We start from the raw sequence: 25,810 nt of genomic DNA, 5'->3' as shown, positions 1-25,810 counted from the left end.
TATTTAGTATTTGCTAGCGCGTTAACGAGGTAATGAAGGCTAGATTATTTAGCCTTCTAGTTACTCCCCTCGGATAACTAGGTAAAGTTTTCCGTTTGAAACTTCTTTCGTTTTTAGCCGGAATTCTAGGCGCGCCTAAAAATGCTAGAAATTCACGTGGAATTTGGAGAATTCGAGCTAAAATTAGACTTATTGCTGTGTCATTTTCAGTTATTGAACAATGAGCATATATAAAAAATGAAGAAATATCTTCTTCGGTTACTAGCACACAACGACAAATAGCCGGTTGACCGGCCATATTTATACAATGTTGTTCTTAGCGCCGCTAAGTATCTTGCGCTGCTGCCCTAGTCGAACTTGGAAACTTTTTGAAAAGACTTTGAATTTTAGTTTCAAATGCCCACTCGTCGAGCTTTGTCCGTAAGGTAACGAGAACTTCAACAAAACTCGTCGAGACTTTTTTATTAGTCTTCGCACTAATATTAAGTTTTTCGACCTTCCTGTTCTTTTTCTTCAATAATCTCAATCCAATCGTCTTCTCAATTTTATCTCCGTATTTATTAACGCCAGTCTCAACCAAACGACTGATAACATAACGTTTAGTATTTCTTTTTCCGTTTCGAGCGGCATCAAGCCCACCTAACATCTGCAAAAAATGGTACGCATCCGCGCGCTGTCCACAACCTGCAGCGACCCTTCCTTCTGCGGTTCCTCCGCGCGCCATCACCCACAATTTTCGCAAAAACCAATGTGCAGGAGGTTTCTGCATACGCCTAAACTGATCCCAGACGCTTAAGCACTTAGCAACACCAAAAAGCCGCCCTTGATTCATACCCCAGATTGCACGATATGTGTCAACGCGTGCCATCCCATCACTTTTCTTAGACTGCCCAGCATTTTTTTTATTGTCTACTTGAGCGAGATCCTTCAAGCTTTTTGGTAGCGTACCCATGACGTACTTCATTACATAGGAAGCAGCCTTGCTTCGAGCTGGATCAATTCGAGAAAGTTCAACCTGGGATTCCTCGTCTTCTTTTGTACATGCCCTCCATTTTCCTACAATAAAATCATTTCTGTTCTCATAAATAATATCGTTGGTTGCTTCTTTATCATCAACTGGCGATCTAACTTTCAGTTTTAGTTGGAAGTATCGCATTATCGTAAGCAAAATTTTTTTTTCGTGTTCAGGGCGATATATCAACCAGGTATGGTAGTGAGGACACCCATCGCCGTGCGGCTCAGTTGCCCTGAAACCGCTAAGGCGAATCCCAATTCGATGAAGATCTCGCAAAACTGCCTGCCACCGTGTACAGAACGACTTATGCGCTGCCCTAGGAGATTTTCCGTTCCATGTATTTTTTCCGTATTGAGGATTCGGATGCCACTCTGGTTCAAGTGTAATAGTCAGCATAGCGGAATGAAGTTTCGATTTCTGGGCAAGCTTCTCCATTGCTTTGATGAAACTGTAAAGTTTCGCGAATTTTTGCTTTGGCGTTTTTACGACATCAGCTAAACGGATTTCGCTTTTCGCGGAATTCCTACCCATCTCAGCATCATTTTTTTTTCTTAGTACAGTGTTCTCTATCCACCTTTGCTGCATCCGGAGTTGTTGCTCCCTGGCATCAACGCCTAGATCTGAGGCATAACGTTCGTCTGACAATCCAAGCTTCCCGAGACGAAGGAAGAATTGTTCTCGGCCTCTCTCAACGGCAACTGTAAGTGATCGACGCCAGAATGACGCGTCACATACGCGAGCATATTGTGATTCACGCGTGGAACCGGGGATATTGTGTCCAAGCAAATTCTGTGCCTCGCTTATTTTTTCGTCGCGGTTGCCGACATACAGTTCTGCCAAAGAGACAGCTAGTTGCTTAATTTCATGTCGGCTTAAGTCGATGTAGTTGGCAATCTTTCCCTCAGCACTAGTTATCATTGCTACCCGCCTAGCAACCTCGCGGCGTATAGCATTCAGCTCATCCTCGTCTTGTCGACGAATGGATTTGAGAATTTCATTTTCTGTTTCGTAAGCAGAGCCATAACGCTCCGTGAGGAGCTTACGGGTTTGCTCGGATTCGTACAAGTGAAGCATCTCGGCAACGCCGATACGAGTGCTGCGGCTCTGCACCTTTTCAAACTTGGCATTGCTTCGTTGCTCAGTACATGCGTCTGCAGTTAGCTTGTTCAGTTGTGGCTTCATGCGATCACTCGGCCGCGACTTCACACTCAGCAAAAACCAGATGCAGTTGTCGATGGTCAGCGCTAGCTCGCATTTCTCGCCGTGCCGCTGACTTCGCTGCATTGATCCGGTTCAGATTGCGTTTTTGGAAATTTTTTTGGATTGGTGCAGGTTCCAGGTCGGGGATTTCAAACTGGATCGTCCGAGCGGGAGCTTGTCGAGATAGTGCTTGAGCTGAGTTTTTGCCTTCAAACGCATGGCGAATCAAGCATCCGAGTTCGGGTCTCGTAAAATCTAAATCGTTTTCCATCGTAATAGCTCCAAGAGATTGAGCAATTACGATACCAAATTTCTCGGGCGGCTTTGGACAGGAAAATGTAGTTTCTCTGTTTTTCTTACAAATTTAGCCGAAATATTTAGCGATACCGCATTCTCTGATGCAAAACTTAACTTGTTTTAAATTAAAACGAAACATATGTCGTTTTAAACAGATAGCGATTATTAACATCTTTGAAACTGTGTTGGGAATTTGCGAAAAAACATGGTTATTGGGTGATTTTCTGTATCCATAACAAAATTCATGCGCCCTTCGATATAAGATTCAGCAAGATTTATAACACTGATCCAACGTAGATTTGTGTGCATGTGCCTGGACCTTAATTTCTATGCAAAATCATTTCACTAATATGCTCAACATTTATTGTTATTTCACCTCCATTGCTCACGCTTTGCCCGCCCGTACTTCCAGAAAGGGATCATAATGGACTCGTTCATGATGCTGTGCTGGAAACATAATAAGATCAGTTTAACATTAGAGGAGACCTGTAATGAAATGGGAATTAAAATCGGGACGGCGTACAATCTGCTCAGCATGGGGAAATTTCCCCTCCCTACGCGGAAACAGGGACGACAGATTTTTGTCGATGTACGCGATCTTGGGGAATATTTCGACCGCCAGCGAGAGATAGCGCGGCAGGCTTTTGGTCGTTGACCTTCCAGCTCTATTTAGTGGGCGTTAGGATTTGTGACCCTTCCTGTAAACGCCCTAAAAGTGCCTGCTGTGCACGGAGCACTCTAGCAGGAGTCGCACTGTGTGCTTCCATAACGCCATTGTAATCACATAAACAGCGAACTGCGAGGGGCAACCTGTGTAAACAGGGAGCAACTTGCATATTTCCTCCCTTATTACGCTGAAAGGAACTGTGGCACCTCCATGCGATAGATCGTCACGGTCCTCAGGCATGATCTCGCAGCCCCCAGGTACAAGTGTCTTCCATTGGACAGTTCGCCTACTACTGGCATCTCAGCAGCTTATTCCCCTAGCAAAACTATTAGGTTTCCGCTCGACTTGCCACAAACGAACGGAATGTTGTCGAACACCTCGCAGACAAAGGGGATGGCGTCGAACACATGGCGGTCTCGATCGAACATGGCGACCTTGAGGCGGAGGGTAGCGCATTGGAGTGTGGCCAACGACCTTGACCTTGACGACCACGAAGCGTTCACCAGGCAAGCACGAAACGTACACCAAATACACACGAAGCGTGCCCCAGGCTGAGAGCTATTGCCAAGAATGCAATCCATTAACAGATTTCGTGGATAACCCTGTGCAGAAGGCAGCAAGCGGAAAGAACCACAAGAGGAAATCGAAGTGACTGTATGAAAAAGTGCGCTCATCGCTCTCGTCGTGACAACACCATGGCCTAGTCGCAGCGCCGGAAAACCCACCAGAGGAATCATCAGCGCGGCCACGGCAAAGTGATACACGTTGTCTAGATAGCTGTAGCCCTGCGGCGTTCGCAGGTGCACTTACTCATTCAAGGAGCTTTCCTATGCAAGTCAAAATCACTCCTAGGCTCGTCACCGCCTTGTCAGGCCTTGTTACCGCCTCTGCAGGCTTTGTCCTTGCCCTAGAGCGCAGTCCTGTAGGCGGCGCTTACCTAGTGATCCTCACGACCCTATTCATCATTGGGTTGGCGTACCGGAAGACCTAAGGAGCTGGCCGGGTTCGCTCGGCCTATTTTGGTCCATAGGATCCATTCCGACGTTATTCCGACGCCTTCCGAGTTGTTTTGGCCCTACACCCCATCTTGTCGGGAAATTTTACAGAATCCATCTAAAAGAAAAATTCTTTTTATGCAAGTAGTTGATTTTTAACATCTTATTTTTTTGGCACAAAAATTGCAAGAAGTAGAATTTTGTCAAAAAATAGATCATGAAAAACGAACTGTCCAAGCTTGCTGTTGCCCTTGCCCTGTCCGCCGCATCTTTCGGCTCTTTTGCAACTCCGCTTCTGATCACGGGCGGTACGGTCCTCGAGGGCGACTGTACTTTTGCCTGCGTCAGCCATTATCAGCAGTCGTACTCTGCTTCAGCTTTCGGCACGTCACCTGTGACGATCAATAGCGTAAGCTTCTTTGTTTCGTACTCCTCCTCTTGGGCTCCAAACAATCTGTGGCAAATAAGTTTGTCGACAGGTGCTAATAAAACGGGTTCTCTTGCATCGAACTTTAACGCGAATCTGGGCGCAGACAATTCGGTGTTCGAGGTTAAAAGTTTTTCTGGGATCCTAGATGTGCACTCGGCAATTTCGTTCAACGGGGCTTTTTCCTATGACCCTACCAAGGGTGACTTGCTCGTTGACATAGTGGCACTGGGTAATACCGGTGGCCCAGCGGTTCAATACAACCCCACCTCAGGTGGGGCTTTCAACCGCGTCTTTTCATTTGAAAATTCCCCAACCGGTTCCATTGGAAGCAACTATGGCAACATAACGTCGTTTGAGCTTAGTGCTGCTGAAGCCCCCGTGCCGGAGCCAGCATCCGGCCTGCTGATCGGCCTTGGCTTGGCTGGCCTGGGCATCGTGCGTCGAAAGTGGAGCCGCTCGTAAATTTGCGATCTGCGAACCGAGGGTTCGGTCTTTGGCGAACCCCTTCGCATGTCTGATTTCTTCAAAAGCCGCTGCTTCATCAACGGCTTTTTTGTAGCCAATCCCTAACCTTCTGACTTCAGACCGGCACTAGTCAGAGTAGCCCTGTTTTTGTCAGGATAAGTAGCGACAAACAAAAAAGCCCTGCTAATGCAGGGCTGATTCCTCCACTTGGCCACCTGATTAGCCGACACGCTCAGTTTGGTATACGGCTTGATTTTGCGCATTCTTGTGCAGGAAGCGCACTTTCATCTGATAGCCATGTTCGAGCTGAGTACCGCCAGCAGATTGAGCATCCACCAGACGCTTGAAGGCCTTGCCGACCCTGATTCGGGTGCCTCGGTCATGAACACTCCAGTCGCCCCTGTTCAGTCGGCCATACACCTTCTCAACCAGATACTGCTTATTGGCAGGGTAGCTCAAAGCTTCCGTGAAGATAGCTTGAGCAATATCTTCGACATCGTCTGCGCTGACCGCGTTAGCCGGCGCCTGCTCTTCGACTACCTGGTCGAGATCGGCATTCAAGCGCATCTCAACATATTTCTTGAACTCCATTCCCTGAACGGTTGCTGCTTTGATCAGGTCAGCTACGGTGTTCTGGTGCAGTTCCAGGATTACTTGCATCATGATTGATTCCCCTAAGTACACAGCATATTGCTGTTAGAACTATGATGGTAGATTACACGACTGTGGTCAGCAAGTTTTTCTACTGATGTAGTTTTTTTGCTGACTGAGTTCTACAGTTCATTTTGGGTATTCCCTAACTAGACCAGAAAGCACGCGCATCTGTTCAGGCATCGAAATTCAATTGAACCATTTATACTAGACCTTTGATATTAGACCACTTATAATGGATCACACTAGATCGCAACTTATCCTAACCGCTCAAGATAGTTCCAAAGGAGAAAGACCATGTTTGTTCGTGGATACCTTCGCGCATCGACCAAGGAGCAGGACGCCAGCCGAGCTAAGGCCCAGCTGGAAGCCTTTGCGGCTGAACGTGGTTTGAACATCGCTGCCTTCTACGTCGAGAACGAAAGCGGCGCATCGCTGCAGCGCCCTGCCCTGTTTGAGCTCATCGCTGACGCATCGGTAGGCGACATCCTTCTGATTGAACAGGTCGACCGCCTGTCGCGCCTGAACGAAGCGGATTGGGCCAAGCTGAAGCAGTCGCTCAATGAGAAGCACATCAAGGTTGTTGCCCTGGATCTGCCAACGTCGTGGATGATGATCGCGACCGACGAAACCACCGCGCGCATGTTCGACGCCATAAACAATATGATGCTCGACATGCTGGCTGCGATCGCACGCAAAGACTATGTGACGCGCCGGCAGCGCGCTGCTCAAGGCGTCGAGAAGGCGAAGGCTGCCGGTAAGTACAAAGGCCGAGCCGAGGATGCCGAGCGCAACACACTGATTCAGCGTCACTTGAAGGCTGGCGTGTCGAGCTGGAAGGAGATTATGGAGTTGGTAGGCTGCAGCCGTGGAACGGTGGCCAAACAAGCAGCGCTGCTGAAAGCTGCTGAATAAAGGGACATTCAAAGCAGACTAGCATGAAACGCAGCTATGAAATAAGCCCCCGCCCTCAGGATCTTGGAGGCGGCTGGAACTTGAAACTCTATGAGGATGACCAGGAAGCTGTAGGTGGTGTGTTCCCTATCCCGGCAGATGGCCCACATGAAGGCATGTTTTGGCGGAAGAGCCTCAGTGAGGAACCACGTGCTCACTGGCTCATGATGGCCGCCTCTGCCATGCCAGCAGCAGCGCGCCATGCCTTCTTGACGTCTGAGGCATATAACGACGCCCTTGATGAGGGCGAGTCTTGGACGAGCCTCTAAGGCACAAATTACCCTTAGAGGCTTGCACCAATCCTACTCACGCCGGCTTACACACTCTTGAGCCAGCTCCATAAATGCCGGGTCGTTTTCGCCATTGCGGGCGTACGACTCTGCCATCTCTAAGAATGCGGCCAAGTGATCTTGGTCAAGATTCGTCAGACGTGACAGGCCTGTTTTGTAATCCTGTCCGTTGTACATGGCCAAAACTGCAGACTCTAGGAACTGCGCTGCTCCGTAGCCGCCCAATACCTTGCTCCGATGCTTGATGAATGGGGAAGTCATTGTCTCTCCTATAACGATGGGAGCGACACAGTACACCCGCATGACGTTATCGAAAACGAAATTCTTCGATAATTTGTAACAGAGCTCGACGCCACTGCAAAACCTACTATCCATGCGGGTTGCAGCTCTTTAACGCACTCAAAATAGGTCTTTCGGCGCCCGCGTCGTACCTGCCTCAACTTGCAGGGTCTCGGGCAGCGCCTGAGCTTCGAGAAGTGTGTGGATGCGGCACGTCGTGGCTACACGCTTCTCATCCTGTCCTGGAGATGTTGGGTCGAACAATGGGTGATGTAGTGGGGGAAGGCCACCTAGCATCTCGTCGGCTAGCTCATGCATCGTCCAAGCGGTATCGGTAAGCACTGCATCCATCAGGATCTCCTCTCGCTCGCTTGCTCGCTCATCTATCCAGGTATGCCGAGTGGTTTGGTAGGCGCTATTAAGCAGCTGTCACTTGGCTCAGATATTGGCACGACCGAGTTTGCCCAGACCGGGGCTTGGCACAAAATTGGCACAGACGTCGATAATTCAGAAAAACGTGGGGCAATCCCCACTTAATTCGGTCCAGTCCATCATAGGGGCGACGGATAGGCGGCGGGGAGGAACAGGAGAAGTCGGAGCAGTCGTCACTTGTGCAAGCCAGGGAAAGGATCAAGCCCGCAATGATAACGGCTTCAGGCTTGCCAGTGCAGACGCAACTATTTCATGACAGAGTGCTCACATGCAAAATATTTCCTCATGGAACTTAATCGCTGCTCGATCGCGGTCGCCTTGAGCTTGTGAGGGCAAATCGCCCGATCACCCCCCTAGGAGTTAACCATGCTGAGCCTTCACACCAACAACGCCGCCCTGTCGGCACAGAATTCGCTGTCGCGCACCCAGAGCACGCTGTCGACCTCGATGACGCGCCTGTCGACGGGCTTTCGCATCAACTCGGCCATGGACGATGCAGCCGGCCTGCAGATCGCTACCCGCCTGAAAGCCCAGTCCAGCGGCATGAGCGTGGCCATGCGCAACACCCAGAATTCGATTTCGATGATGCAGACCGCCGAAGGCGCGCTCGACGAAGTCACCAACATCCTGACCCGCATGAAGGATCTGGCGACCCAGTCGGCCGATGGATCGTCGTCGACGGCTGACCGTACCGCGATGCAGGCCGAGTTCACTTCGCTGACCGACGAGCTGAGCAACATCGTCAAGAATACCAGCTTCGGCGGCACTGGCCTGCTGAACAACACCACTGGCGCGCTGGGCAAGTTCGCCGCCTCGATCGACTTCCAGATCGGCGCGTCCAAGGACGAAAAGATGACGCTGAACATCGGCACCAGTGTCACCACCATGCACACCAATATCCAGCTTGCCGCTCTCGGCTTCGATGGCGGCACGGCGATCGGCAGTGCGGCCGACAAAGGCAAGGAGATCACCGAACTGGCTGCAAATGACGGCCTTGGCGCCTCCAGGGCCAACGCCACCATCGACAGGCTCAAGACCGCGATCGAAAGCGTCAGCACCGTTCGTTCGGCCATCGGCGCCGCCGCCAACCGCCTCGACCACGTGCACAACAACCTGGCCAACATCAGCACCAACACCAAGAACGCCACCGGCCGCATCATGGACGTCGACTTCGCTACCGAAAGCGCGACGATGACCTCGAACCAGATGTTGATGCAGGCAGGCACCGCCATGCTGAAGCAGTCGAACAGCATGTCCTCGATGGTCATGTCGCTGCTGCAATAAGCACAGCTCCATACTAGGACCATGGCCAGTTTCATACTGGCCATTTCTATATTGAAATAAATTTCGTGTCTTTCTTAATGGAACGCGCCTGAGGGTCGTCTTGTACTTATAAGCGCAAGGGGCGCGACACGAGACACGTAAATATCCGGGAAATACCATGCTGAGCCTCCACACCAACAACGCCGCCCTGTCGGCCCAGAATTCGCTGTCGCGCACCCAGTCCACGCTGTCGACCTCGATGACCCGCCTGTCGACGGGCTTCCGCATAAACTCGGCCATGGACGACGCCGCCGGCCTGCAGATCGCCACTCGCCTGAAAGCCCAGACCAGCGGCATGGCCGTGGCCATGCGCAACACCCAGAATTCGATCTCGATGCTGCAGACCGCCGAAGGCGCGCTCGACGAAGTCACCAACATCCTGGTGCGCATGAAGGACCTGGCAACTCAGTCTGCCGACGGCTCTTCCAGCGCTGCCGACAAAGGTGCGATGCAGTCGGAATACGATTCGCTGGCGAGCGAACTGAGCAATATCATGGGCAATACTTCGTTTGGCGGCGCCAAACTGATGAACAGGAAGGCGACAGGAACGGAACCCGCCGACGCCGCTACCGCTGCCAGCAATGCAGCCAGTGCCACGACTGCTACCGACAGCGCGCATACGAGTGCGAAAAGCGACTACGATGCCGCCAAAGCCCTGTCGGATGCGGACCCGACCGACGCTCTCCTGAAAGCCAACACGGACGCGAAAAAGGCCGCCTTTGATCTTGCACTCCAAGCCAAGACCGAGGCGGATAACCTGAAGGGGGCGACGGCCGCCTACTCGGCCGCCTCCGCCGCCTCCGCGGCTGCGGCAGTCAAGAATGGATCGCTCTCGGCAGCAATCAGTTTCCAGATCGGCGCCTCGTCCGGAGAATCCATGTCGCTCGATCTTTCGACCGACATGACTTCGCTCCATGCTGCGCTTCGGACTGTCAGCGGCAATTACAACTCGTTTGGCGCGGCTATCTCCTTTACCGGCACCGAATTGACCAAGAATGCGTCGACGATGATCGACAATCTCAAGACCGCCATCGAAGAAGTCAGCTCCGTACGCTCGGGCATCGGCGCCGCCGCCAACCGCCTCGACCACGTGCACAACAATCTGGCCAATATCAGCACCAACACTGCCAACGCCACCGGCCGCATCATGGACGTCGACTTCGCCACCGAAAGCGCGAAGATGACCTCGAACCAGATGCTGATGCAGGCGGGCACTGCCATGCTGAAGCAGTCGAACAGCATGTCCTCGATGGTCATGTCGCTGCTGCAGTAATCATCGTTCGACGCGCCACGCGGCGCATTGGAATAAGCCAGCCTCCGGGCTGGCTTTGTCGTTTACGCTCGGGCCAAAAATTTCCACATGGCACTTAATGTTCGAACTGCCCGGGTCGCCTTGTACTGGTGAGCGCGCGGAAAACATGTATCCCACCAGGCTGCGCGACCGACCTTTTCGTATAACAAGGAGTTCACATGCTGAGCCTTCACACCAACAACGCCGCCCTCTCGGCCCAGAATTCGCTGTCGCGCACCCAGTCGTCGCTGTCGACCTCGATGACCCGCCTGTCGACCGGTTTCCGCATCAACTCGGCCATGGACGACGCTGCAGGCTTGCAGATCGCTACCCGCCTGAAAGCCCAGACCAGCGGCATGAGCGTAGCCATGCGCAATACCCAGAATTCGATCTCGATGCTGCAGACCGCCGAAGGCGCGCTCGACGAAGTCACCAACATCCTGACCCGCATGAAGGATCTCGCCACCCAGGCTGCCGACGGTTCGTCCTCGGACGCCGACCGCACCGCCATGCAGGCCGAGTACACCTCGCTGACCGATGAGCTGACTAATATCGTCAAGAATACGACCTTCGGCGGAACCGAACTGTTGAACAACTCGACCGGCAAACTGAAGGACGCGGTTAGTTTCCAGATCGGCGCCAGCACCGGTGAGAAGATGTCCCTCGATCTGCGCACCGAGCTCAACACCATGCACAAAAATATTTATGCTGCGGCAGGCAAATTCAATGGCGGCTCGATTACAGTCGACGCTGCCGGTGCCCCCGCTGTTTGGTCGAAAGGCGGCGAAGGCGGCAAAGAACTGGTGGCGACGATCGCCAGCGAAGCAACCGGTCTAGCAACTGGCGCATCCAATGCGAACGGCAGTATCGATCGCCTGAAGACCGCAATTGAAAGCGTCAGCACCCTGCGCTCCTCGCTGGGTGCCGCCGCAAACCGCCTCGACCACGTGCACAACAACCTGGCCAATATCAGTACCAATACCGCCAACGCCACCGGCCGCATCATGGACGTCGACTTCGCCACCGAAAGCGCGAAGATGACCTCCAGTCAGATGCTGATGCAGGCAGGTACCGCCATGCTGAAGCAGTCGAACAGCATGTCGTCGATGGTCATGTCGCTTCTGCAGTAATCTACGTCTGAAACGTCTGTCAGACGCATCCAACGCCAGCCTGCGGGCTGGCTTTGTCGTTTACACCTTTAAAAAATTTTCTTACAGCACTTAACGTCAGACTCTGGTAGGTCGCCTTGTATTGGTGAGCGCATAGAATAGACGTGTCACAGCGGACTGCGCGACAATCTTCCTTACAACCAGGAGTTCACCATGCTGAGTCTTCACACCAACAACGCCGCATTGTCAGCCCAGAATTCGCTGTCGCGCACCCAGTCGTCGCTGTCGACCTCGATGACCCGTCTGTCCACTGGCTTCCGTATCAACTCGGCCATGGACGATGCAGCCGGCCTGCAGATCGCTACCCGCCTGAAAGCCCAGACCAGCGGCATGAGCGTGGCCATGCGCAATACCCAGAATTCGATCTCGATGCTGCAGACCGCCGAAGGCGCACTCGACGAAGTCACCAACATCCTGACCCGCATGAAGGATCTGGCCACCCAGGCCGCCGACGGCTCCTCGTCGGATACCGACCGAACCGCAATGCAGTCGGAATATGACGCCCTGACCGATGAACTGAGCAACATCGTCGGCAATACCTCGTTCGGCGGCACCTCGCTGCTGAGCACGAAAACGGACAGCAAGCTCAACGCGGCAGTCAAGTTCCAGATCGGTGCGTCGTCCGGCGAAACCATGGACCTCGACATCGCCGGCGCCGCGGGCAAGCCTCTCACCGACATGCATACCAAACTTGGTTCGGTCAACACAGTCCATCTGTTCAGCTCTCTCGGCACTGCCGGTACGGGCACCGGCACCGCCCTGTCGACCGCAACGCTCGCCAACGGCTCGATCAAGAACGTCTCCGACGCGATCGACGCCGTCGCAACCGTGCGCTCGTCGCTGGGCGCGGCGGCGAACCGCCTGAACCACGTCTACAACAACCTGTCGAATATCAGCACCAACACCGCCAACGCCACCGGCCGCATCATGGACGTCGATTTTGCAAGCGAAAGCGCAAAGATGACCTCCAACCAGATGCTGATGCAAGCCGGCACCGCCATGCTGAAGCAGTCGAACAGCATGTCCTCGATGGTCATGTCGCTGCTGCAGTAATCCTCGCTCCCGGGCACAGTTCGGGGTAGTATCGAAAGGCCGGCCCGCAAAGGCTGGCCTTTTTTTCATAGGTAGATCCTCATGTCCAGCATCCCGTCCATCGTCCCTCTCCTGCCGCCCACGGCAACGCCGCTGGGCGTCGGCGCGGTGGCCGCGGCCGCGCCCGTCGCGCTGGCGCCTTTCGACGGCGGCGAGCCGCCCCTGCCGATGTCCCAGCTGCTCGCGCCCGCCCCTGCCGCGCAGGGCGAGCCGGGGCCGGAAGGCCTGGCCATGCGCCCCGACCAGGTCTTCCTGGCGCGCCAGATGCATTTCCAGGCGGTCGACGGCCGCACACTGGCCACGTCCTGGCAGGCCATGGTGCGCCAGTACGGCAAGCAGATGACCGATCGCGAGCTGCGCAACCAGGCGGGCCAGCTGCCGCCGGCGGTGCTGGCGGCCAGCCAGGAGGGACGCGTGCTGCGCCAGGCGGACCATCCGCTGCTGCTGCAGGACGCCTGGCGCTTCACCGTGCACGCGGGCGGCGCCAAGGACCAGCACCTGGGGGTGCTGCAGGAGCAACCCGACGGCGCGTCCGGCCGGCGCAAGCGCAGCCGGGCCGCGCTGCGGCTCGAACTGGAACTGGCCGATGGCACCGCGGTCGTGCTGCAGGTGGAGGCGATCCCCGGCGGACTGGCGGTGGAACTGTGCGCCCCCGATGCGGCGGCCTTGACGCGGCTGCGCAAGCTGCAGCCGGAACTGGAAGACGCGATCGCGCGCGCCGGCCTGCAGGTGCAGCGCTGGCGCTACCGCGACAGCCTGCCGCTGGCACCGGTGCATGCACGGATGGCGTCGAGCGACGTGGTGCAGGTGCTCACGTTGCCCGTGTTCCGCGCGGTGGCCGAACTGGCCCTGGTGCTGCCGCGCCTCGACGCGGCGGAGACGCAGGCGCGCGAAGGCTGAAATATTATTTCAGCAGCACGCTATTGATGAAATAATATTTCACCAACTTCCTTGGCGGATCAGCCGACGGTACCGACGATGGACACGTCCCGGTTCTCGGGAATCTCGTTATACGACAGCACGTGCAGCCCCGGCGCGAACAGCTTGGCGTAGCGCGCCAGCAGCGGGCGCACCTGCGGCAGCACCAGCAGCAGCGGCGGCGTACGCTGCTGCTTCATCTGCTCGCGCGCCACCGGCATGTTGATCTGCAGCTGGGACAGCAGCTGCGGGTCGATCGGGTAGTTGTCCAGCGCTACCTTGCCGCCATTGTTCTGGCGCGCCTGGTTCAGGGAACCGAGCAGCATGTTTTCCAATTCGGCCGACAGGTTAAACGCCGGCATATCCTTCTTCTTGCCGAACAGGCCGGACACGATCTGGCGCCGCAGCGCGCAGCGCACCTCGGCCGCCAGCAGGATAGGATCCTTGGTGCTCTCCGAGCTGTCCAGTAGCGTGGTGGCGATCACCACGATGTCCTTCAAGGACACGCCTTCGGCAAGCAGCACGCGGAACACGCGCAGCAGCTGGGTGTGGGTGAGCGCCTTTTCCAGTGCCCCGGCCAGCTTCGGCGACAGCGCCTGCAGGCGCTCCAGGATCGCCGGCACGTCCTCGTGGCGGAACAGTTCGTGCAGGTACTCGCGCACCACTTTCGAGGTATGGGTGGCGATCGCGCTCGCCACCTCGACCACCTGGTAGCCCAGGCCCAGCGCATCGGCCTTCTGCTCGGGCGTGATCCAGGTGATCGCCATGCCGTAGGCCGGCTCGATGCCGGGGATGCCGTCGATCTCGCCGTACACGTTGGGCGACGAGATCGCCATCAGGTGCTCGGGCATCACCTCCGCTTCGGCCACCACGACGCCCGACAGGCTGATCGCATACTGCGAGGGGCGCAGCGCCAGGTCGTCGCGCACGCCGATGCTTGGTAACACCATGCCCATCTGCTCCGACAGGCTCTGGCGCAGGCCCTTGATGCGCTTGGTGAGCGGCTCGCCCTGGGCCTTGTCGATCATGCCGACCAGCTTGTAGCCCACCGCCACCGTCACCGGCTGCACCACCGGCAGCGCCTGCCAGTCGAGCTCCGGCGCGCGCTCGTCGCGCAGCGCGGCCTCGATCGCGGCCACCCCTGGATTGTCCGGCGCCTGCACGCGCCTGGTCAGCTTCCAGCCGACGAAGCCCACCACCGCCGCAAAGGTGAAGAAGGTAAACATCGGCATGCCCGGCACCAGGCCGAGCACGATCATCACGCCCGCCACCGAGAACAGCACCGCCGGCTGGGCCAGCATCTGGCCGCTCACCTGCTTTTCGAGGTCGCCGGATTCGCCGATGCGGGTCACCAGGATCGCCGCCGCCGCCGACAGCAGCAGCGCCGGAATCTGCGCCACCAGGCCGTCACCGATGGTGAGCAGCGCATACACCTTGGCGGCTTCGCCCAGCGGCAGGTCGTGCATCAGGGCGCCGATGGCGATACCGCCCACCAGGTTGATGATCAGGATCAGGATCGAGGCGATCGCGTCGCCGCGCACGAACTTCGAGGCGCCGTCCATGGCGCCGTAGAAGTCGGCTTCGGCCGCCACGTCCTTGCGCCGCTGGGTCGCTTTTTCCTGGTTGATCAGGCCCGCGTTCAGGTCGGCGTCGATCGCCATCTGCTTGCCGGGCAGCGCGTCCAGGGTGAAGCGCGCCGACACTTCCGAGATCCTTTCGGCGCCCTTGGTGACGACGATGAAGTTGATGATCATCAGGATCACGAACACCACCAGGCCGACCACGAAGTTACCGCCGATGACGACGTTGGCGAAGGCCTCGATCACGTTACCGGCCGCATGCGGGCCGGTGTGGCCGTTGAGCAGCACCACGCGGGTCGAGGCCACGTTCAGCGCCAGGCGCATCAGGGTGGTGCCCAGGATCACGGTCGGGAACACCGAGAAGTCGAGCGGCCGCTTGGCCGTCACCGACACCAGGATCACGATCAGCGCCAGCACGATGTTGAACGTGAACAGCACGTCCAGCAGCACCGGCGGCAGCGGCAGCATGATCATCGCCAGCAGCGCGATCAGGAAGATCGGGCCGGCGAACTTCTGGCGCTTCAGCTCCGAGACGAAGCCGTTAATGGAATTCATGCAGAAACCTCACTCAAATGAGATGGGACCACCACCTCGTTGGGGAACCGTGGGGGCGCCTGGCGCCGGCCTGCACGGAACGCATTCAGTTGCAGGACGTAGTTCAATACCTGCGACACCGCCCCGTACAGCTGCGCAGGGATCTGCTGCTGCACCTGGCTGGTGTTGTAGATCGCGCGCGCCAGCGGCGGCAGCGACAGGGTTTCGATGTCGTGCTCGCGCGCGATGCGCTTGATGTACAGCGCCATCTCGTCCACGCCCTTGGCCACCACGAACGGCGCCTCGGCGCGGTCGGTGTCGTACTTCAGGGCCACCGCGTAGTGCTCCGGGTTGACGATCACCACGTCGGCGGTCGGCACGCTCTTTCGCACGCTACGCTGGGCCAGCTGGTGCTGCAGCTGGCGGATGCGCTGCTTCACCTCGGGCTTGCCCTCGTTGCTCTTGTGTTCTTCCTTCAGTTCCTGCTTGCTCATGCGCTGGTTTTTGGTGAACAGGAAGGCCTGCACCGGCACGTCGATCAGCGCGAACACCACGAACACCGCCACCAGCGCCATCAGGCCGCCCAGCATCAGGTCGGCGCCGCCGAGCAGCGCGTCGGACAGCGGCATGCGCTGCAGCTCGACGTAGGCCTTGGTGCCGGACGTGCTCACGTGCCACAGCACGAAACCCAGCACGATCGCCTTGGCGGTCGAGGTCGCAAAGCCGATCCAGTGCTTTTGCGAGAACAGGTTGCCGATGTTCGTGATGGGGCTCAGGCGGCTGAACTTCGGCGCCATGTTCTTGCTCGATGCGACCAGGCCGCCCGGGATCACGCCGGCGACAATGATCGCGGCGGGAATAGCCAGCAGCGGCAACACCATCTTCAGCAGCAGCATCAGGGCGCTGGTGAACACCACCGACATCGCGTTCTCGATCGCCCCGGCTTCGCCCAGCGGCACGAAGACCAGCCGGAACAGCGCGCGGAAGGATTCCATGTAGCCCGGCAGCAGCATGGCGAACAGCTTCAGGCTCACCAGGATGCCGACCGCGGTCGCCAGGTCCTTCGAGCGGACCACCTGGCCCTCCTGGCGCGCCTTCTTCAGTTTCTGCGCTGAGGGCTTTTCGGTCTTGTCGCCACCGGTACCGTTATCGGCCATGCGCCACCTTCATCTGCTCCTGCAGCATCTCCAGGATCTGGTTGGTCATCGCGACGTAGTGCTCAGGGATGAAACGCACCACCTGCACCAGCATCAACAGGCCAAAGATCGTCACCAGCGAAAAGCCCAGCGAGAACAGGTTCAGGCTCGGCGACACCCGGTTCAGGAAACCGAAACCGATCTGCACCACCATGGTCGAAAACACGATCGGCAGCGCCAGCAGCATCGCCGCCGAAAACACCCAGGCCAGGTTCAGCGCCACCGCCTCCAGCAGCAGCGGCCCGTAGCCGGCGCCGACCGGCCAGGCCTTGAAGCTCTGGCCCACCACACCCATCAGCACCAGGTGGCCGTCGATCCCGAAGAACACCAGGATCGCCAGCAGCGACAAGAGGCTAGAGACCACGTCCGAGGCCTGGCCGTTCATCGGGTCATTCATCTGGGCCATCGAGAAGCCGATCTGGCTCGAGGCCAGGAAGCCCAGCATCCCGATGACGGCCATCGCGAACTGCATCGCCAGCCCGATCACGCCGCCGATCACGGCCTGCTCGAACATCGTCACCACTCCGGCCAGCGAGAACGGATCCGGCAGCGCGCCGGCGCTCTGGGTCGTCACCGGCAGCATCATGAAGGACAGGGCCACCGCCAGCAGCGCGCGCACCGGCACCGACACCGCGCCCTCGCCCAGCACCGGGGCGGTCGCCATCATGGCCATGATGCGGGCGAACGGCCACCACAGGGCGTTCATCAGCGGCAGCAGGAAGCCGACCAGCTCCATCTGTTTTTCTTGTTCCCGTCAGGACGCGAGCGTGGCCGCGCGCTGGAACACCGAGACGCAGTAATCCATCAGCGTCGAGGTCATCCAGTGGCCGGCCAGGATCACCGCCGCCAGCGTCACCAGGAGGCGCGGCAGGAAGCTCAGGGTCTGCTCGTTGATCTGGGTCGCGGCCTGGAACAGCGCCACGATCAGGCCCATCACCAGGCCCGGCACCACCAGCACCAGCACCAGCAGCATCACGACCTGCAGGGCCTCGGCCACCAGGTCGACAGCGATATCAGGACTCATTTAATAATGTCTCTCGTTCGGTCGCTTATAGCTAATAACCATGGATACTGCCGACCAGCGTGTTCACGGTCAGGGTCCAGCCATCCACCAGCACGAACAGCAGCAGCTTGAAAGGCAGCGAAATCACCAGGGGAGACAGCATCATCATGCCCATCGCCATCAGCACCGAGGACACCACCAGGTCGATGATCAGGAAGGGGATGAACAGCATCGCCCCGATCTGGAACGCGGTCTTCAGTTCGGACAGCACGAAGGCCGCCAGCTTGACGGTGAAGCTGCGCTGCTCGGGCGCCAGGCTGGCCGGCTCGCCCGCCAGGTGCGCGACCTGGGCCAGCGCGGTCTTGCTGGTCTGGGCCAGCATGAAGCGCGTCACCGGCACCTCGGCGATCTTGAGGGCCTGCTCCAGGCCGATCTGGTCGCGGTCATAGGGCAGGAAGGCGTCCTTCCACACGGCTTCGCCGACTGGACGCATCACCAAGAGGGTCAGGATCAGCGCGATGCCGGTGATGATCCGGTTCGGCAGGCCCTGCTGCAGGCCGAGGGCCTGGCGCAGCAGCGACAGCACGATCACGAAACGGGTGAAGCTGGTCATCATCATGACCATCACGGGCAGCAGCCCGAGCAGGGTCATCAGGACCAGGATCTGCGACTTGACCGTCATCCCCTGGGTCGAGCCGGGGATCACCCCGGGCAGGATGCTCGGCCCCTGCTGCTGGGCGTCGGCAGGCAGCGCGACCAGCAGCAGCGGCAAGGCCAGCGCGCCGGCAAGCGCCAGCGCGGCGCGGCGCCTGGATGCGCCGCGGACTGCCAACATCATGACGTCAGGGCGTCCAGGTTCAGGCCGTCGAGGTCGATGACCTTCAGGCCGTACTGCTCGCCGGCGACGACGACTTCGGCGCGGCCGATCGGCGCGCCGTTGACCTTGATGACCAGCGGCTCGCCGGCCAGGGCATCGAGCGGCACCACCGAGGACGGGCCGATCGCCATCAGTTCCTGCAGCGAGATGCGGGCCGAGCCCACTTCCAGCGTCAGGGTCACCGGGATCCGGCGCATCATCTGCGGCAGCTGGCGCGCCGCGTTCTTGCCCGCGACGGCGGTAGCGGCCTCGACACCCTCGAGGTCGTCGATGATCACGTCGCCAGTGAGTTGATCGTTCAGGTTCATGTCCATTTACTCGGCATCTTCAAAAGAGGTTAAACAGAGTTTTCCTTTGTGCTCGGCCACGGCGGCCGTGAACAGGCGCGATTCGTCCAGCAGCACGTCGGCGCGTCCGACCGACACCGGAATGACGTCGCCCACCTTCAGTTCGAACAGCGCGCCCAATGTGGTTTCCTTGCTGACAAGGCGTCCTTCGAGCTTCACGAACAGGCCGGAGGACAGGCCGTCGTTGCCGGCGCGCGCGGTGCGCACGCTGCTGCGCTCTTCCTTCAGGCCCTGCAGCACATGGGCCATCAGTTCCTGGTCCAGGCCGATCCAGCAGTGGCTCTGCTGCTCGCCCTGCGCCAGGGTGATGCGGATGACCCAGCCGGCCTTGCCCGGCGCGCTCGCGGGGCTCGGCACTTCCACCACCGCGGCGTCGGCGCCCGGCACGTCCACGCCGACCGCCGCCAGTCCTTCGGCCACGCGCGCATGCAGCTGTTCGGCCAACTGCGCGGTGAGGGTCGCGGCCAGGCGCTCCTCGGTCGCGGTCACGCGCTCCAGGCTGGCGTCGCGCGGCGCGCTCGGCGCCGCGTTCTTGCGGCCGTAGCGGCCTTCCAGCAAATCCAGCAGCAGGCTGCGCTCGAAGGCGACCGCGGCGGTGCCCAGGGGACCGGCCACCGCCAGCCAGCGCAGGCCGTCCTGGTCGGGAGCACGCTCGAAGGCCAGGTTCGCCAGCCGCCAGCTGCCCCAGTAGCGGCGCCCGCCGGGCCCCGCCATCGTCGTGGCCAGGGCATCGGCGAAACGGCGCGCGAACTTCGGCAGCAGGTGCACCGGGCGTCCCAGCAGGCTGGGATCGAGTACCTGGTAACTACCCTGGTACTTCCCGGAACGGTCGGCCCCGTCCTTGCGCGATCGGTCGAGTGGATTCATCGGCATTGTTTATTGGTCACTAGGAAACGGCGAATATCTTTTTTTCATTCCGCAGGGAAACTATTATACATGGAGATGTACGCCAAAGACTTTGACATTCGCCTTTGATTTCCCACTTGCCCTACGGTAATATCTCTCCCATCGCATCGCAACAAACGGCCCTTTTCCCTGCACATACAGAGGAGAGCCCCAACAAAAGGGTCAAGAACAAAACGGCCGTTCGTAGACACTGATTTAACAAAGCATGCTCTTCGACGGGTTTTCTGACGACAAAACAAGACACACTTTGTCGCCTCCGCACAACACGCGCAACACCTCTTTTTTCGTACTGGATTGAGAATGGGAACTGAACTTGTCGGTCTGATCAAAGCTGACCTTGCTGCCCTGACAAATGAAGCCAAGCGTCTGGCCGTCGTTCCGGCCGCCGACCTGTCAACCGGCACCACATTTAACAATTCGCAAGGCGCATTTTCCTTTACGCAATCAATGAAGGATGCGATCGCAAGCGTGGACGCGGAAGACCGCGCCGCCGGCGAACGCATGGCCGCCGTCGACGCCGGCAAGAGCGACGACCTGGTCGGCGCCATGCTGGCCAGCCAGCAGGCCAGCCTGTCCTTCTCGATGCTCATGCAAGTTCGCAACAAGGTCATGGGCGCCGTGGACGAACTGATCAAGCTGCCGGTCTGACCTCTCCCCTATTCCAGAGACTCTCGTGATTTCGACCCTCAAGGCCGCCTTTGGCGGCAAGAAGCCGACGCTGCCCGACATGCCGCCGGCGCTGCGCAACAACCTCAGCCTGCTGCTCGGCCTGGCCGTGGCCATCACGGCCGCGGTCATGCTGTTCCTGTGGCAGGACCAGTCCAACTACAAGCCGGTGTTCGGCGCCCGCGAAAAGGTCGCCGCCAGCGACATGATGAGCGTGCTCGAAGCCGAAGCCATCCCCTACCGCATCCACCCGGAGAGCGGCCAGGTGATGGTGCCGTCCGGCGAGCTGGGCAAGGTGCGCATGCTGCTGGCCGCCAAGGGCGTAACCGCCCAGCTGCCGGCCGGCCTCGAGCTGATGGACCGCAACGACCCGCTCGGCGTGTCGCAGTTCGTGCAGGACGTGCGCTTCCGCCGCGGCCTCGAGGGCGAACTGGCGCAGAGCATCCTGACCATCGACGCGATCGCCTCGGCGCGCGTGCACCTGGCGATCGCCAAGTCGAGCTCCTTCGTGGCCGGCGCGAGCGACCAGTCTTCGGCCTCGGTGGTGGTCGCGGTCAAGCCGGGCCGCTCGCTGTCGAACGAGCAGATCGCCGCCATCGTCAACATGGTGTCGAGCAGCGTCGCCAACCTGAACCCGGCGCGCGTGTCGCTGGTCGACCAGGCCGGCAACTACCTGTCCTCGCGCGTCGACCTGAGCGACGGCTACGACGGCCAGGCCCAGGGCCAGGGCGACAACAGCGCGGCCAAGCGCTACACCGACGAGGTGCGCAGCAACGTCAACGAACTGCTGGCGCCGGTGCTGGGCGCGAACAACTTCAAGATGAGCGTCACCGCCGACGTCGACAACGACAAGATCGAAGAGACCCAGGAAAAGTACGGCGAAGCCCCGAAGGTCACCAGCGAAGCGATGCGCGAAGAGATGGAGCGCAACCGCATGGCGCTGGGCGTGCCGGGCACCCTGTCGAACCGTCCGCCGGTGGCCGACCCGAACGCCGCCCCGGCCGACGGCCCGGCCGACGGCCAGGCCCCGGATGCCGCCGCCAAGCCCGACGACGGCAGCGCGCGCAAGAACGCCACCACCCGCCAGTACGCCTATGACCGCGCGATCACCCAGATCAAGCGCTCGCGCGGCCGCCTGAAGAAGCTGTCGGTGGCGGTGGTGCTGAACAATGCCAGTGCCGCCAACCCGAAAGTCGGCTACACCACGGCCGAGCTGGCGAACATCGAGAAGATCCTGAAGGGCGGCCTGGGCATCGACGCCGCGCGCGGCGACGTGCTGACCGTCTCCAGCCTGAGCTTCCCGGCCGCTGCCCCGGCCCAGGAATGGTGGCAGGAACGCGACAACGTGGTCGACATGACCAATTACGGCCTGTATGCGTTGGGAGCACTGCTCGCCTACCTCCTGCTGGCCCGCCCGCTGCTGCGCGCCGCGACCGCGCGCCTGGCGCCGCAAGCGCCGCTGATGCCTGCCGCACCAAGCCTGCCGGGTGCGCCGGGTGGCGCTGCCGCGAGCGCCGACGGCGCCATCGCCGCCCTGCCGGCAGGCACGCCTGCCGCCCTGGGCGCCCCGGCCCTGGCCGGTGCGGCCGCCGTCGCAGACGCCGCCGCCCCGGGCAAGATGCCGGTGGTCCCGCTGCTCGAAAACTACGACCTCCCGCCGGCCGGTTCGGCCGTCGACGTGATGGTCGACCATCTGAAGGTCCTCGCCGGCAAGGAGCCTGAGCGCGTTGCCGAAGTCGTCAAACAATGGGTACAGAAAAAACATGGCCGAACTGAATAACCTCGATGGCGGCGAAGCCGTCCTGACCCCGGTCGAGCAGGCCGCCATCGTGCTGCTCTCGATCGGCGAAGAAGGCGCCGCCGCGGTGCTGCGCTGCCTCGAGCGCGAAGAACTGCTGGAGCTGACCCAGGTGATGTCGCGCATGAGCGGCATCAAGGTCGACTCGGTCAAGACCGCGGTCCAGAATTTCTTCGACGACTACCGCGAGCAAAGCGGTTTGCACGCCGCCTCGCGCAGCTACCTGAAGCGCTCGCTCGACCTGGCTTTGGGGAGCGACATCGCCAACAGCGTCCTGAACACCATTTACGGCGACGAGATCCGCCCGATGATGGCGCGCCTGCAGTACGCCTCGCCCAAGTGGCTGGCCGAATTCATCTCGAGCGAGCACGTGCAGATGCAGGCCGTGTTCCTGGCCTTCCTGCCGCCCGCCATGGCCTCGCAGATCCTCGAAGCGCTGCCGGCCGACGGTCGCGAGATGGTGCTGCTGAACATGGCCCGCCTCGACGAGATCGAGCGCGACGTGCTGCACGAACTGGAAGAACTGGTGAACCGCTGCCTGGCAGCGCTGGATACGCAAAGCGCCAGCGTGGAAGGCGTGCGCCAGGTCGCCGAGATCCTCAACCGCCTGCAGGACAACCGCGCCGGCATGGTGGAGCTGCTGCGCGCCCACGATCCGGAGGTCGTGTCGCAGATCGAGATGTCGATGTACGACTTCTTCATCCTGTCGCGCCAGACCGAACAGGTCATCACCCGCCTGCTCGACGAAGTGCCGCTGGAGCAGTGGGCGATCGCGCTCAAGGGCGCCGAGCCGCAACTGCGCGATGCGATCCTGGGCGCGATGCCGAAGCGCCAGGCCCAGAGCTTCGAAGACCTGATGCGCCGTTCCGGCCCGGTGCCGATGTCGCGCATCGAGCAGACCCGCCGCGAGATCATGGCCACCGTCAAGGACCTGGCCGACGCCGGCGAGATCGACATCGCCCTGTTTGCCGAGGCGACCGCCGAATGAAGCAATTCCGGCCCTATCACTTCCCGCCCCTGTACCAGCTCACCAGCGCCCTGCCCAAGGGCACGGCTGCGGGCGACGGCATCGGCTCGGCCGAAGAATGGCAGGCCGCGCTGTCCGATGGCTACCGCCAGGGCCAGCGCGAAGGCTACGAGGCCGGCCTGGACCAGGGCCGCGCCGACGGCTTCCCGGTGGGACAAAGCGAAGGCCTGCAGCGCGGCGTCGAGGAAGGCCGCGCCATGGCGCTGGCCCAGTTCGATGAGCTGTCCAAGCCGATCGACGCCATGCTGAAAGGCCTGAAGAAGCTGAAGACCGACATGCGCGCCGCCCAGCGCAAGGAAGTGGTGGACCTGGTCGGCAAGATCGCGCGCCAGGTGATCCGCGCCGAACTGGCGCTGCAGCCGGTGCAGCTGCTCGCCCTGGTGGAAGAAGCCCTGAGCGTGATGCCGCCTTCGCGCGACGCGGTCGAGGTGTTCCTGAATCCGGAAGAACTGCGCCGCGTGCTCGAGCTCGACCCGAAGCGCGCCAAGAAGTGGACCCTGCTGCCCGACCCGGCCCTCGAGCCGGGCGAATGCCGGGTGCGCTCCGGCGACAATGAAGTCGACGCCGGCTGCCAGGGCCGCCTGACGGCCGTGATGGACCAGGTGCGCGAGCAGCTGCTGGACGAGGAGGACGCCGAATGACGGCGCTCGCGGCACGCCTGCGCGCGGTCGAACTCGGTGGGGTGCCGGTCGCCACGCCGCTAGGGCGCCTGGTGGGCGCCCAGGGCCTGCTGCTGGAATCGGTGGGCTGCCCCCTGCACACCGGCCAGCGCTGCCGCATCGAGACCGTCGACGGCGGCTGGATGGACGCGCAGGTGGTCGGCTTCAAGGAAAAGATCAGCTACCTGATGCCCTTCAAGAAGGCATCCGGCCTGGCGACCGGCGCACGCGTGCTGCCGGTGCAGGAGAAAAGCGAGCTGATGATCGGCCCATCCTGGATGGGCCGCATGGTCAATGGCATGGGCGAGCCGATCGACGGCCTGGGCAAACTCGGCGGCGACCAGCCCCTGTCCACGACCCCGCCCAAGGTCAATCCCTTGCGCAAGGCCCCGGTGGACGAACCGCTGGACGTCGGCGTACGTGCGATCAATGCGATGCTCACGATCGGCAAGGGCCAGCGCGTCGGCCTGATGGCCGGTTCCGGCGTGGGCAAATCGGTGCTGCTCGGCCTGATCACGCGCCAGACCGTGGCCGACGTGATCGTGGTCGGCCTGATCGGCGAGCGCAACCGCGAGGTGCGCGAATTCGTCGAAAAGTCGCTCGGCCCCGACGGCCTGAAGCGCGCGGTCCTGGTCGTCGCTCCGGCCGACGAGTCGCCGCTGATGCGCGTGATGGCCACCGAACTGTGCCACTCGATCGCGGCCCATTTCCGCGACCGCGGCCAGAACGTGCTGCTGCTGTGCGATTCGCTGACCCGCTACGCGATGGCGCTGCGCGAAGTCGCGCTGTCGCTGGGCGAGCCGCCGGCCACGCGCGGCTATCCGCCCTCGGTGTTCTCGAACCTGCCGCAGCTGGTCGAATCGGCCGGCAACGGCGAGAACCCGAAAGGCAGCATGAGCGCGATCTACACCGTGCTGGCCGAAGGCGACGACCAGCAGGACCCGGTGGTCGATTCGGCGCGCGCGATCCTGGACGGCCACATCGTGCTGACGCGCGAACTGGCCGAACGCGGCCACTACCCGGCGATCGACGTCGCCCAGTCGATCTCGCGCTGCATGGCGCAGGTGGTCGGCCAGGAGCACCAGCTGGCCGCCCGCAAGCTCAAGGCGGCGCTGGCCAAGCACGCCCGGGTGCGCGACCTGATCCCGCTCGGCGCCTATGTACCGGGCGCCGATCCGGAGACCGACAAGGCGGTGCGCCTGCATCCGCACATCGAAGCCTTCCTGTGCCAGGGCACGCGTGAAGAGGCGCCGATGGGCGGGTGCGTCGAACAATTGAAAGCGATGATGGCATGAAGCGCACCCACACGATCGCCAGCCTCGGCACCCTGGTGGAACTGCGCTCGCTCGACGTGGACCGCCTGCAGGCCGACCTGGCCAGCCAGGAAGCCACCCGCACGCGCTACCAGAACAACCTGGCGCGCCTCGATGCGCTCACCGAAGGCAGCGGCGCGACCGGAGCACTGCCCCTGGCGCTGGCGCTGAACTGCGGCGCCTACAAGCAGAACGTGATGGCGATGGCCGACCTGCATCGCACCGACCTGGCCCTGCACGAAGCGAACATGGCGGTGTCCCAGCGCAAGCTGGCCGATGCCTGGACCAAGCGCGAACTGCTGGGCAAGGTGCTGGAACAGGAACAAGTGCTGCATGCGCGCGAGCAGGAACGTGCCGTGCGCAAGCGTGAAGACGATATCGCCACCCAGTCGTGGATGGCGGGCCGGACGGCCTCGGCCGCCTGAACTAAAGGAGA

At 60.1% G+C, this 25,810-nt stretch carries 25 protein-coding genes; 14 read left to right on the top strand and 11 right to left on the bottom strand.

The annotated features are described in order from the left end of the window. Window positions 1-325 precede the first annotated feature (325 nt). Both FG94_RS26940 and FG94_RS27740 read right to left on the bottom strand, forming a co-directional pair. Window positions 326-2,197, bottom strand: coding sequence for a replication endonuclease (locus FG94_RS26940; protein ID WP_161783997.1), 1,872 nt, complete (start codon window positions 2,195-2,197; stop codon window positions 326-328). A 4-nt stretch (window positions 2,198-2,201) separates the two neighbouring features. Further along, a complete protein-coding gene (locus tag FG94_RS27740; protein WP_161783996.1) occupies window positions 2,202-2,486 on the bottom strand; it encodes a hypothetical protein in 285 nt (94 codons plus the stop codon). Between the two features lie 1,905 nt (window positions 2,487-4,391). On the opposite strand from FG94_RS27740, the gene FG94_RS26935 reads away from it, so the two are divergent. Next, window positions 4,392-5,066, top strand: a complete 675-nt coding sequence (locus tag FG94_RS26935) for a PEP-CTERM sorting domain-containing protein (protein WP_081926182.1) — start codon at window positions 4,392-4,394, stop codon at window positions 5,064-5,066. A gap of 222 nt (window positions 5,067-5,288) precedes the next feature. Here the strand turns inward: FG94_RS26935 and FG94_RS24465 are convergent, their stop codons facing one another. After that, complete coding sequence (locus tag FG94_RS24465; protein WP_152571106.1) at window positions 5,289-5,732, bottom strand: hypothetical protein; 444 nt, start codon at window positions 5,730-5,732, stop codon at window positions 5,289-5,291. Window positions 5,733-6,017: 285 nt separating this feature from the next. Here FG94_RS24465 and FG94_RS24460 point away from each other — a divergent pair, with 285 nt between their 5' ends. Next, window positions 6,018-6,635 (top strand): recombinase family protein, encoded by a 618-nt coding sequence (locus FG94_RS24460; RefSeq protein WP_036217158.1) that lies wholly within the window; start codon window positions 6,018-6,020, stop codon window positions 6,633-6,635. Window positions 6,636-6,658: 23 nt separating this feature from the next. Continuing rightward, the gene (locus tag FG94_RS26930; RefSeq protein WP_081926181.1) at window positions 6,659-6,943 is read left to right on the top strand and encodes a hypothetical protein; all 285 of its coding nucleotides are present in this window, start codon (window positions 6,659-6,661) and stop codon (window positions 6,941-6,943) included. A gap of 33 nt (window positions 6,944-6,976) precedes the next feature. Here FG94_RS26930 and FG94_RS24450 read toward each other — a convergent pair whose 3' ends face one another. Further along, a complete protein-coding gene (locus tag FG94_RS24450; protein ID WP_152571105.1) occupies window positions 6,977-7,225 on the bottom strand; it encodes a hypothetical protein in 249 nt (82 codons plus the stop codon). 816 nt (window positions 7,226-8,041) lie between these two features. On the opposite strand from FG94_RS24450, the gene FG94_RS24440 reads away from it, so the two are divergent. The 5 genes from FG94_RS24440 (at window position 8,042) to FG94_RS24420 (ending at window position 13,450) form a co-directional block, all read left to right on the top strand. Continuing rightward, window positions 8,042-8,959: a flagellin gene (locus FG94_RS24440; RefSeq protein ID WP_036217148.1), complete on the top strand. Its 918-nt coding sequence runs from the start codon at window positions 8,042-8,044 to the stop codon at window positions 8,957-8,959. A gap of 157 nt (window positions 8,960-9,116) precedes the next feature. Next, on the top strand, window positions 9,117-10,271 hold the full coding sequence (locus FG94_RS24435; protein WP_036217147.1) for a flagellin: 1,155 nt from the start codon (window positions 9,117-9,119) through the stop codon (window positions 10,269-10,271). A gap of 197 nt (window positions 10,272-10,468) precedes the next feature. After that, window positions 10,469-11,419 (top strand): flagellin, encoded by a 951-nt coding sequence (locus FG94_RS24430; RefSeq protein WP_036217144.1) that lies wholly within the window; start codon window positions 10,469-10,471, stop codon window positions 11,417-11,419. A gap of 192 nt (window positions 11,420-11,611) precedes the next feature. Next, window positions 11,612-12,511, top strand: a complete 900-nt coding sequence (locus FG94_RS24425; protein ID WP_036217141.1) for a flagellin — start codon at window positions 11,612-11,614, stop codon at window positions 12,509-12,511. A gap of 81 nt (window positions 12,512-12,592) precedes the next feature. Further along, complete coding sequence (locus FG94_RS24420; protein ID WP_036217138.1) at window positions 12,593-13,450, top strand: hypothetical protein; 858 nt, start codon at window positions 12,593-12,595, stop codon at window positions 13,448-13,450. A gap of 59 nt (window positions 13,451-13,509) precedes the next feature. On the opposite strand, the gene FG94_RS24415 is transcribed toward FG94_RS24420, so the two are convergent. From FG94_RS24415 to FG94_RS24385, 7 genes are read right to left on the bottom strand one after another with little or no spacing between them, the layout of a single operon-like run. Further along, the gene (locus tag FG94_RS24415) at window positions 13,510-15,603 is read right to left on the bottom strand and encodes a flagellar biosynthesis protein FlhA (RefSeq protein ID WP_036217136.1); all 2,094 of its coding nucleotides are present in this window, start codon (window positions 15,601-15,603) and stop codon (window positions 13,510-13,512) included. After that, window positions 15,600-16,739 carry a flagellar type III secretion system protein FlhB gene (gene flhB / locus FG94_RS24410; protein WP_036217133.1) on the bottom strand — a complete coding sequence of 380 codons (1,140 nt, stop codon included), beginning with the start codon at window positions 16,737-16,739 and terminating at the stop codon, window positions 15,600-15,602. The genes FG94_RS24415 and flhB overlap by 4 nt, the downstream gene beginning before the upstream one ends. After that, a complete protein-coding gene (gene fliR, locus FG94_RS24405; RefSeq protein WP_036217131.1) occupies window positions 16,729-17,514 on the bottom strand; it encodes a flagellar biosynthetic protein FliR in 786 nt (261 codons plus the stop codon). Before fliR ends, flhB begins: the two co-directional genes overlap by 11 nt. Before the next feature lie 18 nt (window positions 17,515-17,532). Then, window positions 17,533-17,802: a flagellar biosynthesis protein FliQ gene (gene fliQ, locus FG94_RS24400; RefSeq protein WP_027866955.1), complete on the bottom strand. Its 270-nt coding sequence runs from the start codon at window positions 17,800-17,802 to the stop codon at window positions 17,533-17,535. Window positions 17,803-17,833: 31 nt separating this feature from the next. Then, complete coding sequence (fliP, locus tag FG94_RS24395) at window positions 17,834-18,619, bottom strand: flagellar type III secretion system pore protein FliP (protein ID WP_036217129.1); 786 nt, start codon at window positions 18,617-18,619, stop codon at window positions 17,834-17,836. Then, entirely contained in the window at window positions 18,616-18,972 is a 357-nt protein-coding gene (locus tag FG94_RS24390; protein WP_027866953.1) for a FliM/FliN family flagellar motor switch protein, read from the bottom strand. Before FG94_RS24390 ends, fliP begins: the two co-directional genes overlap by 4 nt. Then, complete coding sequence (locus FG94_RS24385) at window positions 18,973-19,878, bottom strand: FliM/FliN family flagellar motor C-terminal domain-containing protein (RefSeq protein WP_229446058.1); 906 nt, start codon at window positions 19,876-19,878, stop codon at window positions 18,973-18,975. It lies immediately after the preceding gene. Between the two features lie 333 nt (window positions 19,879-20,211). Between FG94_RS24385 and FG94_RS24380 the strand changes: the two genes are divergently transcribed. Genes FG94_RS24380 through FG94_RS24355 form a run of 6 tightly spaced genes read left to right on the top strand, consistent with a single transcriptional unit; the run spans window position 20,212 to window position 25,799 of the window. After that, complete coding sequence (locus FG94_RS24380) at window positions 20,212-20,559, top strand: flagellar hook-basal body complex protein FliE (RefSeq protein WP_036217127.1); 348 nt, start codon at window positions 20,212-20,214, stop codon at window positions 20,557-20,559. 25 nt (window positions 20,560-20,584) lie between these two features. After that, window positions 20,585-22,357 carry a flagellar basal-body MS-ring/collar protein FliF gene (gene fliF, locus FG94_RS24375; protein ID WP_036217124.1) on the top strand — a complete coding sequence of 591 codons (1,773 nt, stop codon included), beginning with the start codon at window positions 20,585-20,587 and terminating at the stop codon, window positions 22,355-22,357. Continuing rightward, window positions 22,341-23,363, top strand: a complete 1,023-nt coding sequence (locus tag FG94_RS24370; RefSeq protein WP_036217121.1) for a FliG C-terminal domain-containing protein — start codon at window positions 22,341-22,343, stop codon at window positions 23,361-23,363. The genes fliF and FG94_RS24370 overlap by 17 nt, the downstream gene beginning before the upstream one ends. Continuing rightward, complete coding sequence (fliH, locus tag FG94_RS24365; protein ID WP_036217118.1) at window positions 23,360-24,043, top strand: flagellar assembly protein FliH; 684 nt, start codon at window positions 23,360-23,362, stop codon at window positions 24,041-24,043. Before FG94_RS24370 ends, fliH begins: the two co-directional genes overlap by 4 nt. After that, complete coding sequence (fliI, locus tag FG94_RS24360) at window positions 24,040-25,356, top strand: flagellar protein export ATPase FliI (RefSeq protein ID WP_036217115.1); 1,317 nt, start codon at window positions 24,040-24,042, stop codon at window positions 25,354-25,356. Before fliH ends, fliI begins: the two co-directional genes overlap by 4 nt. Continuing rightward, entirely contained in the window at window positions 25,353-25,799 is a 447-nt protein-coding gene (locus tag FG94_RS24355; RefSeq protein WP_036217112.1) for a flagellar export protein FliJ, read from the top strand. The genes fliI and FG94_RS24355 overlap by 4 nt, the downstream gene beginning before the upstream one ends. The last annotated feature ends 11 nt before the right edge of the window (window positions 25,800-25,810 follow it).

The sequence above is a fragment of the Massilia sp. LC238 genome (assembly GCF_000735635.1).
Taxonomy (GTDB): Bacteria; Pseudomonadota; Gammaproteobacteria; order Burkholderiales; family Burkholderiaceae_D; genus Telluria; species Telluria varians.
The sequence above is the reverse complement of the archived record's forward strand: the minus strand, read 5'-3'. Positions and strand labels throughout refer to the sequence as shown.